The sequence below is a fragment of the Methylocaldum szegediense genome, from assembly GCF_949769195.1.
GTDB lineage: Bacteria > Pseudomonadota > Gammaproteobacteria > Methylococcales > Methylococcaceae > Methylocaldum > Methylocaldum szegediense.
Map to the genome: position 1 here is coordinate 1,346,904 of NZ_OX458333.1, position 12,362 is coordinate 1,359,265.

At 58.6% G+C, this 12,362-nt stretch carries 10 protein-coding genes, 1 tRNA gene, 2 pseudogenes and 1 riboswitch; of the genes and pseudogenes, 7 read left to right on the forward strand and 6 right to left on the reverse strand.

From position 1 onward, the window contains the following. Window positions 1–18: 18 nt before the first annotated feature. Window positions 19–1,284: a cysteine peptidase family C39 domain-containing protein gene (locus tag QEN43_RS05640; protein WP_026609063.1), complete on the forward strand. Its 1,266-nt coding sequence runs from the start codon at window positions 19–21 to the stop codon at window positions 1,282–1,284. Window positions 1,285–1,320: 36 nt separating this feature from the next. Here QEN43_RS05640 and QEN43_RS05645 read toward each other — a convergent pair. The 4 genes and pseudogenes from QEN43_RS05645 to istA all read right to left on the reverse strand — a co-directional run. Then, a pseudogene (locus QEN43_RS05645) lies at window positions 1,321–1,488 on the reverse strand (transposase); the annotation flags it as partial. A gap of 36 nt (window positions 1,489–1,524) precedes the next feature. Further along, a pseudogene (locus QEN43_RS05650) lies at window positions 1,525–2,791 on the reverse strand (IS256 family transposase). Window positions 2,792–3,127: 336 nt separating this feature from the next. Beyond that, window positions 3,128–3,910: an IS21-like element helper ATPase IstB gene (gene istB, locus QEN43_RS05655; RefSeq protein ID WP_317963303.1), complete on the reverse strand. Its 783-nt coding sequence runs from the start codon at window positions 3,908–3,910 to the stop codon at window positions 3,128–3,130. Then, the gene (gene istA / locus QEN43_RS05660; protein WP_026609734.1) at window positions 3,907–4,929 is read right to left on the reverse strand and encodes an IS21 family transposase; all 1,023 of its coding nucleotides are present in this window, start codon (window positions 4,927–4,929) and stop codon (window positions 3,907–3,909) included. The genes istB and istA overlap by 4 nt, the downstream gene beginning before the upstream one ends. A 203-nt stretch (window positions 4,930–5,132) precedes the next feature. On the opposite strand from istA, the gene QEN43_RS05665 reads away from it, so the two are divergent. The 3 genes from QEN43_RS05665 to QEN43_RS05675 all read left to right on the forward strand — a co-directional run bounded on the left by QEN43_RS05665 (window position 5,133) and on the right by QEN43_RS05675 (window position 6,829). Next, on the forward strand, window positions 5,133–5,519 hold the full coding sequence (locus QEN43_RS05665; RefSeq protein ID WP_317963801.1) for a hypothetical protein: 387 nt from the start codon (window positions 5,133–5,135) through the stop codon (window positions 5,517–5,519). Between the two features lie 87 nt (window positions 5,520–5,606). After that, the gene (locus QEN43_RS05670) at window positions 5,607–6,572 is read left to right on the forward strand and encodes an IS481 family transposase (protein WP_317963439.1); all 966 of its coding nucleotides are present in this window, start codon (window positions 5,607–5,609) and stop codon (window positions 6,570–6,572) included. An 8-nt stretch (window positions 6,573–6,580) separates the two neighbouring features. Beyond that, window positions 6,581–6,829 (forward strand): hypothetical protein, encoded by a 249-nt coding sequence (locus QEN43_RS05675; RefSeq protein WP_026608921.1) that lies wholly within the window; start codon window positions 6,581–6,583, stop codon window positions 6,827–6,829. Between the two features lie 457 nt (window positions 6,830–7,286). Here QEN43_RS05675 and QEN43_RS05680 read toward each other — a convergent pair. Beyond that, window positions 7,287–7,361, reverse strand: a tRNA-Val gene (locus tag QEN43_RS05680). A gap of 80 nt (window positions 7,362–7,441) precedes the next feature. Then, a complete protein-coding gene (locus tag QEN43_RS05685) occupies window positions 7,442–8,371 on the reverse strand; it encodes an IS630 family transposase (RefSeq protein WP_317963802.1) in 930 nt (309 codons plus the stop codon). Between the two features lie 170 nt (window positions 8,372–8,541). Between QEN43_RS05685 and QEN43_RS05690 the strand changes: the two genes are divergently transcribed. From QEN43_RS05690 to QEN43_RS05700, 3 genes are all read left to right on the forward strand, one after another. Next, on the forward strand, window positions 8,542–9,336 hold the full coding sequence (locus QEN43_RS05690) for a DNA/RNA non-specific endonuclease (RefSeq protein ID WP_317963803.1): 795 nt from the start codon (window positions 8,542–8,544) through the stop codon (window positions 9,334–9,336). Window positions 9,337–9,393: 57 nt separating this feature from the next. Then, a riboswitch (cobalamin riboswitch) is annotated at window positions 9,394–9,636 on the forward strand. 169 nt (window positions 9,637–9,805) lie between these two features. Further along, window positions 9,806–11,665 (forward strand): TonB-dependent vitamin B12 receptor, encoded by a 1,860-nt coding sequence (gene btuB / locus QEN43_RS05695; RefSeq protein ID WP_317963804.1) that lies wholly within the window; start codon window positions 9,806–9,808, stop codon window positions 11,663–11,665. A 105-nt stretch (window positions 11,666–11,770) separates the two neighbouring features. Beyond that, window positions 11,771–12,358, forward strand: a complete 588-nt coding sequence (locus QEN43_RS05700) for a hypothetical protein (protein WP_026609065.1) — start codon at window positions 11,771–11,773, stop codon at window positions 12,356–12,358. The last annotated feature ends 4 nt before the right edge of the window (window positions 12,359–12,362 follow it).

Consider the following 12,362-nt stretch of genomic DNA (forward strand, 5'->3'; position numbering starts at 1 on the left):
TCAAAAGCCGAAGTCACCATGCGTTTGCCTCGGATTCGACCCTCCACGCTGCGAACCACGCTCGTCCTGAGGCTGTTTGGCCTGGTCCTAAGTGCGCTACTCCTGCCCCGTCTGGGCGAAGCGGCGGAACCGATTGCGTCCGCTCAGTCTCTCTTTCAACGGGCCTTGCCCGAAGCCCTCGTTCCCGTGGGCCGTGCACCGACGGCGGATGAGACGCAGGCGCTCGAATCGGCACTCCGACATTACCAGCACCGCAGCCATCGGGAGGATGTCACTGTCCTCACCGACTATCTCGAGCGCCATCCCGACAGTCCCTGGACCATCGCCTTGCTCACCAACCTGGGCCTTATTTATTACGACACGGCCCAGTTTTCCAAGGCCCTGGCCGCGTTCGACCACGCCTGGCAAGCGGGCAAACGGGTCGACGCCGAAGGCCCGGCGAAGGCATTGATCGATCGGGCTTTGGGCGAACTGGTGCGCATGCATGCCCGGCTCGGTCATAAAGCGGCACTCCGCCGGCTATTGGACGACATCAAGGATCGTCCATTGACCGGGTCCGCGACCGAACGTATTGCCGGTGCCAAAGAAGGGTTGTGGATGATGGAGCACAATCCGGGCGTAGCGTATCTCTGCGGTCCTAAGGCGCTGGAGAGCATCATCGAATCTATACAGCCCTCGGGCATCGACCGCACGGCGGTGGCGCGGGCGCGTTCCGGGCCGAACGGCTATTCGCTCGCGGAGGTCGAGGCACTCGCCCAAAAGGCGCGGTTGCCTTATCGCATGGCCAAACGGCAGCCCGGCGCGGACTGGATCCTGCCGGCGGTGGTGCACTGGAAATCCAACCACTATGCCGCTCTCCTCGAGGAACGGGATGGTCTCCTGCATATCAAGGATCCCACGTTCGGCGGCGACCTCTGGGTCAGCCGGCAAGCTCTGGAGGAGGAAGCGTCTGGTTACGTGCTGGTCCCGGAAGGCCGATTAGCCAAGGGCTATCAGCCGGTGACGCTGGCTGAAGCAGGGCGGGTCTACGGTCGCGGGTACACCAGCAGTTCCGACGAAAACGCCACCCGGCCGGATGATGATCAGGCCAAACCTTGTCCCGACGACAAGGGCCTGTGCCGATACAATTTCCACACGATGCTGGTCAGCCTCCATCTCACCGACACCCCGGTCGGCTATACCCCGCCCAAAGGTCCGGCGGTTAAATTCACCGTCACCTACAACCAACGTGAAGCCAACCAGCCGGCCAATTTTTCACCGGCTGAGTCCGTCAAGGTGGTGTAAATCCGGAGTCGAACTCTGGTTAGGTTGTCGGTTGTTTTAAGCGGGAATGAATGCCACATCGGTGACTCCCGTGTTGCTGTCAGCGAGGGTGTGCTGGGGCAAATAGCGGTGCTGTAGCAGCCAGTCCTCGTTCTGCTCCATCAGCACCGCTCCGATGAGGCGGCGAATACTAGCCTCGTTCGGGAAGATGCCTACCACGTTGGCTGGGGGTGTCAACTTAACTGTGTAACTGGGATTAGTTCATAGGGTGACGCGATCGCCCAGCAGGATCACGAAGTGGTTCAGAGCCCGCTTCCAGTCCTGGATCGGCATGGTCCATTTCTTCTCGATCCGCTGCAGACCAAGGTACAAGACTTTCAGGATCGCCTCATCGTTTGGAAGGGCGGCTTCGGCGCTCCCGGAGACGCCGTTTGCGATTGGAAACGCACCGCGGGTTTTAAGCAACTTACGCAGGCTGAAGTTAAGCGATTCGATCGCGTTGGTGGTGTACAGCACTTTGCGGATCTCCGGTGGATCATCGAAGAACACGGTCAAGCGCGTCCAATCCGCCCGCCAGCTTTGGCTAATAGCCGGGTATTTGGCGTCCCAGGTTTCTCCAAACCGCGCCAGGGCGGCTTCGGCCTCGGTCAAAGTCGCCGCCCCATAGATGGCCCTAAGGTCTTTGGCCACCGCCTTGCGCTCTTTCCAGGTCACATACTGCAGGCTGTGGCGCACTTTATGGACGATACACCGTTGAACCTGGGTTTTTGGAAACACGACTTCCACCGCTTCCGGCAGCCCTTTGAGCCCGTCCACGCAGGCGATGAAACAATCCTGAACGCCCCGGTTCTTCAGCTCGGTAAAGACGGCTAGCCAGAACTTGGCGCCTTCCGTGTCCGCGATCCAAAGGCCCAGCAGTTCCTTCTCGCCCTGCAGGCGTGACCCCCAAAGCGAGATACACCGCCTTGTTCTTGACCGGCCCCGTCTCGCGCGATTTGACGATCAGGGCATCGAAATAGAGGATCGGATAGACCGATGCCAAGGGCCGGCTCTGCCACGCCTTGACCTCCTCTAACACGGATTCGGTCACATTGGAGATCAGCGTGGGCGAGACCTCCACCCCATACAGCTCTTCCAGGTGGCCTTGAATGTCACGCGTGGATAAGCCCCGCGCATAGAGGGCCAGAACCTTGTCATCGAATCCCTCCAGCCGACGCTGGCGCTTGGGCACGAGTTGGGGCTCGAAGGCGCCGTTGCGGTCGCGCGGGACTTCAATCTCGAAGGCCCCCGTTTCGGTTTGAATCGTCTTGGTGTGCTTGCCGTTGCGGGAATTGCCGCTGCCGCGCCCTTCCGGGGCATGCGGCGCATAGCCCACATGGGCCGTCATCTCGGCTTCCAACGCCCGTTCCACCAGGCGTTTGGTCAGCTGCTTGAGCAAGCCGTGCTCACCCAAAATGTCTTTGGGATCCGAATAGCCTTTGAGCAACTCGTCTAACAGGGCGTCTTGTTTGGCTGTGTCACTGGTCATGTTTGAGTCTCTTCTTCTCGCAGATTTTACCGACCAGTTACACAGTTCTTTTTACACCCTCAGCTTTGCGCCATATTAGGATTGAACTGTCTTGAACTATTTGAATTGCCCTGCATTTACTGTAAGGAAGGACAAATTGGGATTGATGATCAATTACCTCGCAACGAGTTGATCAGAAAGAGAAGGGAAGAACTCGGATTCACAGCCAATGAGCTTGCGGACCAAGTGGGATATTACGGGATGTCCATTGAAGCTATCGATGTCAACGCCGACTGAAAAGTGACCCCTTTTGAGGGTTTATCGCCGAAGTAAAATTGACCCCTTGAGGCCCAAAAGTTATTCGACGGCCGCTGTCTGCGGCGGGGTTGTGCCTGCCTTGCGCTTGTCCTTCAATCGGTAACTGTCGCCGGTGATTTGCACGATGTGGGCGTGATGCAGGAGCCGATCCAGCATCGCGGCCGTCAGGGTCTGATCATCGGCAAAGGTGCCCGCCCACTGGGTGAACGGCAGGTTGCTGGTGAGAATCAGGCTGCCGCGCTCGTAGCGCTTGGCGACGACGTTGAAGAAGAGATTCGCTTCGTCACGTCCGAGCGGCAGATAGCCGATCTCATCGATGACCAACAGCCTGGGCGCCATCACGACCCGGTTGAAGTACTCCTTGAGACGCTCCTGGCGGTGTGCGGCGGTGAGTTGCAACATCAGATTGGCGGCGGTGACGAAGCGTGTCTTGAGGCCGGCCATCACCGCGCGGTAGGCCAAGGCGATCGCCAGATGGGTTTTACCAACCCCGCTGGGGCCGAGCAGGACGATGTTCTCGGTGCGCTCGATAAAGCTCAAACCCGCCAGTTCCTGGAGCTGGGCCCGGGGCGCTCCCAAGGAGAAAGCAAAGTCGTACTGCTCCAAAGTCTTCACGACCGGCAAGGTGGCCATCTTGAGCAAGGTCTGCCGGGTGCGTTCGGCGCGGGCCTTGGCCTCGGCGATGAGCAGTTTCTCGAGGAAGTCGGCAAAGCTCTCCTCGCGATCGGCGGCCTGCTGGGCCAGGTGGGGCCAGTCCGACCCGATCCGCTCGAGCTTCAGGCTTTGGCTGAGTTCGGTAATCCGGGCGTGCTGCAGATTCATGCCGTCACCTCCAGCAACTGGTCGTACACCGACAGGGGATGTTGCAGGCTGTCATGGGGCAAGACGCGGCCAACGTGCCGCTGGGGTGCCGGCAAGCCTTGGGGTGCCTGAACCGGCAACGGCCGCAGGGCGAGGCGCTCTTCGGCCAATCGCACCGCGGGCTGTACGCCGGTGGTGCCGTGCACCCGTTGATGCGCCACCTGATCGAGCCAGGGGCCGATCTGGGCATTGGCGGTCTCGACATCGAGTGTCAAGCCGGCGCTCTTGAGCGTGGCCGCCAGTGGCGTGATGAAGCTGGCTTTCAGGTATCCGTTGAAGCGCTCCACCTTGCCCTTGGTTTGGGCCCGGTACGGCCGGCAGACCTTGGGCCGGAAGCCATACGCCCCGGCCAGCGCGTACAGGGCCGGGTGCCAGCGGTGCCGGCCTTCACCGTAGGCGTCCCGTTCGGTGATGATGGCGCCGGCATTGTCGAACAGCACCTCTTCGGGCACCCCGCCGAAGTAGTGGAGGGCCTCGCGCAGCCCCGTCAACCAGGCCGCGCTGTCCTCGCGGTCGGAAAAGCGCACGAACGTGGCGCGACTGAACCCCAGCGTGGCCACGAAGGCTTTGAGCGGATCGCGCCCCCGCCGGATCGTCGTGAAATCGGCCTGCATCTGGCGGCCCGGTGGGGTTTCAAAGCGGACCACCGGTTCTTCCGGTCGCCGTTTGAAGGGGGCGAGATACGCCTTGAGCTGGCTGATGCCGCCTGCATAGCCCCGTTCACGAAGCTCTCGCAGCAGCACCGTGGCCGGAATCCAATGCGGACGTGCCGCCTCGATGCGTTGCTGCAGATAGGCTTTGAAGGGATCCAACTTGCAGGGGCGGGGCGCCCGCAGCCGGTACCGGGGCAACGCGCTTTCGCTGCGCAGGTACTTGCGTACCGTGTTGCGCGAGACGCCCAGCTCCCGCGCGATGGCTTTGATGCCATGGCCCTGTCGGGCCAATACTTTGATCTCCACTGACTGCTCCTGAGTCAACATTTCCGCGGCTCAAAAAAGCCGCCATTTTCCCCCAAGGGGTCAAATTTACTTCGGTGTCAGGGGTCATTTTTACATCGGCGGTGACACGCAGATAAGATCGCGCGAGAAGCCAAAGTCGGCAGGGTATCGCTCACATCCCGCATTTAACAGCAGGTCTTAAAAGATGCAGAATTGCTGAAATTGAGGGTAATCGATGGAATTGAATGGCATTTCTTTCCCGGCAAGAGCGGCGTGGGGCCAACAAAGCCGCTGGAACAATTGCTCAACGAATGCGGGATCACATGCGTGTTTCACAAGCAATGAGTCAAATCGGAATACGCGAATATCCTTTGTTTAAAGTGGCGGATCATTTGGGTGGACGCTCTCGGAAGGAATGGAAACCGAAGGAAGCTGAGCAGTTCTGCGAATGGATTAAGACTGTGGGGATGCAGGAACGGGTTGCTGGCTTTTTAGAGTTTTTCGGTGAGTCTATGGAAGGTACCCCTGAAGAGGTTCTTGAGCGGCTTGGTCGCAAGGCCGCAGAAACGTTAAAGGAGCCTTTATATTGGGAAGAAGGCAGCGATACGTGGAAGGTGTCGCGTCTCGTGTGATTATTTACCGAGAAGGAGTTATGCTCTGTTCGAAGCCCGGAGCCTTCTCCAGGAGATATTCGGTTCGTCCAAGTGAGGTTTCTCTCCATGCAGATTCGTCTTCATAAGAACGCCCGTACCACCCCGGCCGTTCGGCAGGCCATTCAAGCGTCCACGTTGAGCGAGCGCGCCTTGGCCCAAAAGCATGGCATTAGCCGAACGACCGTCCGCAAGTGGAAACACCGATCCTCGGTCGAAGATGCCTCACACCGGCCCCACACCCTCAGAACCACGCTCACGCCCGCCCAGGAAGCCATCGTGGTCTACCTCCGCCAAGCTCTGCTCCTCCCCTTGGATGATCTCCTGGCCGTGACCCGGGAATTTCTCAATCCCGCCGTGTCCCGTTCCGGGCTAGACCGCTGCCTGCGCCGCCACGGGGTGGCGTCCCTCAAGACCCTGCTTCCGCCTACAGAGAAGGCGAAGGTCAAACCCTTCAAGGCCTATGAGCCCGGCTTCCTTCACCTGGATGTTAAGTACTTGCCCGCCATCGACGGCGAACCCCGCCGATACCTGTTCGTCGCCATCGACCGCGCCACCCGCTGGGTCTATGTCGCCCTCAAGCCCAACCGCTCCGCCTTAAGCGCCAAGGACTTCCTCAAAGCGGTGATTCAGGCCGCTCCTTTCCGCATCCAGAAATGCCTGACCGACAACGGCTCGGAGTTTACCGACCGTTTCCTGACCCGAACTCGGCAGCCCTCGGGGACGCATGAGTTTGACCGCCTCTGTACTGAACAAGGCATCGAACATCGCCTGATTCCGCCGGGCCGGCCCCAAACGAATGGCCTGGTGGAACGCTTCAATGGCCGCATCGAGGAGGTGTTGCAAACCCATCACTTCGATTCAACCGCCGATCTGGACACCACCTTGCACCGCTATGTCGAGCTGTACAATCATCACATTCCCCAAAAGGCCTTAGGCCATCTCACCCCGATCCAGGCTCTCAAAAACTGGCAACTGTCCCATCCTCATCTTTTTCGAAAGAAGGTTTACGATCTTGCGGGACTTGACACTTAGGACGTGACATGGGGTTGTTGATTGCCAAATTTTTGCTTGATTTATATCCGCACGTGCATTGGGCCTGGGTGCGTAAGCCCAAAAGTGATGTGGACTATCACCAACCTAAACTGGCGGGCTACGACCCGATACATGGATTTGCCTCAATGCAGATGGGAATGGGATGTGCGGGTGCGATTGTGAACTGCAAGGATGATTTTCTATGTTGCCGTCGCATCTTTGAAAAAATGAACCAGCTTATGGCCAGACATGTATAAACGCGGGTAACCCTCTGTTTGGGTTGCTTGGTATACGGCGGATTACGGCGTGCGTCGATTCCTCGCGTGCCTGGCAAGATGAATGGGGCAGGCTTTTTGTTGTTTTGATTCAGATCTTCTCTGGGAAGTAATAATAGCTACTGAAACCGAAGACGGCGAAGGCCGACAATAATTGTAGCGTGACCTCGTCACTGGTTTTTATATGGCTTCGCTATACCTAAAAGGGGGCACCGGCAATGAAAGCGATTAACAAATTTCAGTAAATCAATATTAGTTTCGCTTTTGTTCCCGTCTCAGCCATAGAGGGTGGGGGAAATGGATATGTCGAGATTGAACAGTCGGCGGCTACGGAAACGGAAGGCTCGTATATTTTTATACGGCCAACCATCTAAATCCGCCGGCATGTTTCACGTTACCCCCGGAACTTCTCGAAATCTCCGCTAAGTGATTGATTCTATGGTGGGCGGTGTAGGGTTCGAACCTACGACCCCTGCCGTGTGAAGGCAGTGCTCTCCCGCTGAGCTAACCGCCCATCGGTGTCTGAAAAAGATCACAGTTTTTGCGGCGTCTGTCAATGCCCGGTTGGATGTGTCTAGAGCGTTTTCATTTTGCTTATACGGCATAACCAGCGTTGCGGAAATCATTGACGCACTCTCCTGGCGTGAACTGGCTCAAGAGCGTTCCCATCGTGGTCTCAACCGCGTCGAGGGTGCGTTGACTCGCCTGGCGAAGCCGTGCTTTGAACTTCGCGAAGACTTGTTCGATGGGATTGAAGTCGGGGCTATGAGACGGCAAAGGCATCACTTTGGCTCCACAGGCTTCAATCGCTTCGCGAACCCCCTTCACCTGATGGGAGGACAGATTGTCCCAGATGACCACATTCCCCGGAACCAACGTCGGACAGATAAATTCCGGCACATACGCCAAGAATAACTCGCCGTTCATAGGCCCTTCGGTGATCATGGGGGCCGTCACCCCCTCCTGGCGTAAAGCCGCCACGAAGGTGATCGTCTGCCGCTGTCCCTGCGGAACCGTTCCAATGACCCGTTCGCCTCGAGGCCCCCAGCCATACCGCCGAGTCATCGCCGTGGTGACAAAGGTTTCATCGATGAACACGAGCTGAGCCGCGTTCAGAGTCCCTTGTTCGGCTTGCCAGTGAGCACGGGCGAGGCGGACATCCTCTCGGTCTTGTTCGCCCGCCCGGAGCGTTTTTTTGAAGGTCAGGCCCAAGCGGTCAAGGTGGTACCAAAGGGTTGAGAGTTGAACCTTCACCTCCAAGACCTCACGCAGTTCCGCTAAGGTGGTGTCGGGTTTAGCGTTCAGGTAGGCGCGTATCGCCTCGTCGTATTCGGCCAAAAGCGGCCGACCGCCGCCCGCATGAGGCTTGGGTGCCAGCGTCCCGCGTTCGCGCCGCTGGCGTTTGAGTTTCTCGATGAACGACACACTCACCGAAAACCGTGCAGCGACGGCTGACGCACTCTGTCCCTCATTACAAGCGCTGATCACGCGCTGGCGAAGGTCGATGGAATAGGCCTGGCTCATCACGGATCTTTCTACCGGGAAAATTTGTAATCAGACGATTTCCCGTTTCCTCAGTTCCTTTCGGTAGAGATGAAAACGCTCTAGATGTGTCTAAATGGACGATGCCTTCTTGAAAGGGTTCAACCGACCCGTTCGGTTTTGATAGACTTCGCGCCTTTTCGTTTCTCTCTATGCGACGTCTTGGCTTACTACCTCTAATCTTTTCCGCGGCGCTTACCGCCTGCACCAGTGTTCCACGTAGCGATATCCCGGCATACTCGGCGCCGCCTACTGCTCGAACGGTTCTCCCGCCGACCGAAACTCAGCCCGAAGGAAACCTTCTCCGTCTGGGATATGAAGGCTTCACGGTGTGGATCGACTGCGAGAAGCGGGGAGCGGTGAAATGGCGTTATAACGCCCAACACGATAACGGCAACGAGCCTCGTTCCAACACCTTCAGACTCGATCCTTACGTCCCCGAAGAGTGCCAGCAAACCAGCACAAAAGGCTACGGCCACGGGTATGATCGAGGTCACCAAGTGCCGGCGAATCACCTCGATCATTCGCCGGCGGCGATTCAGCAAAGCAATTACATGACGAATATCCTGCCGCAGGTTTCGCAGATGAATCGTGGGGCGTGGAAGTTGACCGAGGAGATCATTGAGTGCTATCGAGACATCGATGAGCTGCTCGTGATCGGGGGCGTGATCTGGGGCGACAATCCCGAGGACGATTATTTCGTGGAGAGTCATGGCGTGAGAACCCCGGATGCGTTCTGGAAAGTGATCATGCGCGGGGATGGGCGGGCGATTGCCTGGATCGTGCCGAACTCGAAGGAAGCGACGGCAAGGATGCTCGACCATTATCTCGTGACCGTCACCGATATTGAGCGCCTAACCCAAGAGACATTGCCGGTTACCGGCGATGCCCGGACTACCAAGCCGACGTCTTCCTGGGGCGTGCCGATAGGGTGCGACAAAGGATAGGCTCTCGCTGACAGTTCGGATGCATGCGACCGATTGACGCTCGCCGCTCCATCGATTAAGCTGCGCGCCGCTTCAGGTGTCCTGGTGAGCCATGCGACCGGGATTAAACGGGAAGCCGGTGCGTTCCCCTCTCCGCACGCTTGAGATGAGGAGAGTAGGAACAATGCCGGCGCTGCCCCCGCAACGGTAAGCGAGTCAAGGAGCAGCACGATGCCACTGCGTTTTGTAACGTGGGAAGGCGCTGTTCCAGGGTCAACCCCGCTCGCGAGCCCGGAGACCGGCCTGAAGCCAAGTCGGCATCGCGGAGGGCGAGGTCCGGACAGACGTCAGGCATTAACCATTCTCGGTTTTCACCCCTGCAGACTCTTCCGGCCGTTCGAACAGCGTTTGGACCATAGATCCTGCGGTTCTCCTCCGCGTGCTTTGCGTAACCCTATCCCGCGCGGGTGTGCACGGGGGAGTCATGAACATGAGAACCGAAACACGCTGTCTTCAAACGGCTTTACTGTACCTTTATCTACCGTTGGCTCATGGCGATGAAGCCAACGTGTCCCGACTCGATACCATTACGGTCACCGCTACTCGAACCGAGCGTAGCGTCGAAGAGTCCCTGGCTTCGGTTACGGTTATCGACCGCGACGAGATCGAGCGTCGACAGGCGCAGTCCGTCCAGGATGTCCTACGCGGCGTGCCGGGGCTGTCCGTCACCAATAACGGCGGCCTAGGAAAGAACACATCGGTACACCTGCGCGGAACCGAATCCGGGCATGTGCTGGTCTTGATTGACGGTGTACGCGCCGGTTCGGCTACCAGCGGAGCGATGGCCTTCCAGGACATTCCGATCGATCAGATCGAGCGCATCGAGATCGTTCGAGGACCGCGTTCGAGCTTGTACGGTTCGGAAACAATTGGCGGCGTGATCCAGATCTTTACTCGCAAGGGTGGTAAAGGCCTAAGGCCCTATGTGAGCTTCGGCGCCGGCAGTCATTCGATGTACAAAGCGACCGGCGGCATATCCGGCGGCGATGACCGGGTGTGGTACAGCCTGAACGGTTCCCGTTTGGAAACGCGGGGCTTCAATGCCTGCGCCGGGCGGCCTTTCAACTTGGGCGGCGGGGGTTGCTTCACCCGTCAGCCCGACGACGACGGCTATCGCAACACCTCCGGCAGCGCTCGCGCCGGCTACCGCTTCGACAATGGCCTGGAAATCGAGGGCAATCTGTTGCACGCGGAAGGCGACAACGAGTTCGACGGCACCACGCAGAACCGTTCGACCTTCGTGCAGCAAATGGTGGGAGGCAGCCTGAGATACTCGCCGCTCGAATTCTGGACCACGAGCCTACGGGCCGGCCGAACCTTGGACGAATCGGACAATTTTTTTGATCGGCAATTCAGCAGTTCCTTCAACACGCAGCGGGTCAACGTCACCTGGCAGAACGATTTCGCTCTCGCGGAGGGGCATCTTTTTACCTTGGGGCTGGATTACTACAACGATCAGGTCAGCGGCACGACCGATTATGCCGTGGACTCGCGCGACGACAAGGCGGGTTTCGCCCAGTACCAGCTGACCATGGGCGGATTCGATGCAGTTGCGGGGGTGCGTGTGGACGATAATGAACAGTTCGGTGTTCAGCCGACCGGGAACGTCGCCTTGGGCTATGGCTTCGAAAACGGCATCCGGCTGACCGGGTCCTGGGGCAGCGCCTTCAAAGCGCCGTCTTTCAACGAACTCTACTTCCCGGGATTCGGCAATCCCGAGCTCGCCCCGGAAAATTCGGAGAGCTGGGAAATCGGAGCGAGCGGTGAGATCTGGAACGTCGCCTGGGCGCTCAACGGCTACCATACCGAGATCGAAGACTTGATTGCCACCATATGCGGGCCGGCAAGGTGTTTCCCCGAAAACCTGAACCGGGCGCGCATACTCGGTCTCGAAGCACAGGCCTCTACCCGTATCTGGGGATTCGACATCGCGGCCAACGTCAGCCTGATCGATCCGGAAAATCTATCGGAAGGTCCGGACAAAGGGAACCGGCTGCCGCGCAGGGCACAGACTATGTTTCGGTTCGATCTCGACCGCGCGATCGGTCCGGTTCGGGTTGGAACCACCGTGTACGGCGAGGGCCGGCGTTTCGACGATGCCGCCAACACTCAGCGGCTGGCCGGCTACGTGACGGTCGATCTCCGCGCCAGCGTCGATCTTTATCGGGGCTTGTCTGTGGAGGGGCGGGTAGCTAATCTGTTGAACAAGCATTATCAGACCGCCCGTTTTTACAATCAGGACGACTTGAATTTCTTTGTAACTGTGCGCTATGCGCCGGAGTTTCTGTGAGTCCGGCCAGACCGCGGACGAATCTGCGTTTCGCTTGCCGATCGGCACGGCTAGCCGAAATCGATTCCTCGATTCCACTCTGAACCAACCATAGGAAGACTTAACATGAATGACACGACATCGAAGAACTTTTGGCCTATCGCTCTGGGCTTGGCTGTGCTCATGGCGGCCACCCGCAGCCACCATTTCGCGAGCGTCACTCATTTGCCCGACGCGTCGTGGACGGTCTTCTTCCTGGCCGGCTTTTATCTCCGCCCGATCTGGGCTTTTCCGGCACTGCTCGGGTTGGCCGCGGTCAGCGATTACGTGGGCATCGCCTGGTTCGGCGTGAGCGATTTCTGCGTCAGCCCGGCCTATGTCTTTCTCTTGCCGGCATATGGTGCATTGTGGCTGGCCGGGCGCTGGTACGCGCGGCATTATCAGTTCCGTGCGTCCACCCTGCCGATACTCGCCCTGGCTCTGCTTGCCGGCGCCACGGTGTGCGAACTCCTGACGAGCGGCGGCTTTTATTTCTTTTCCGGGCGTTTCGAGGAAACCAGCTTCGCCGAGTTCGGCGCGCGGCTCGTGAAATATTTCCCGCATGCACTCGAAGGGATCGCGTTGTACATTGTGGCCGCTATCCTAGTTCATGTGGTCTTCGGCCTGGCAAAATCCGGTCGGTCCGTCGAAGATCACGGGCGTCAGGCGCACTGACCTA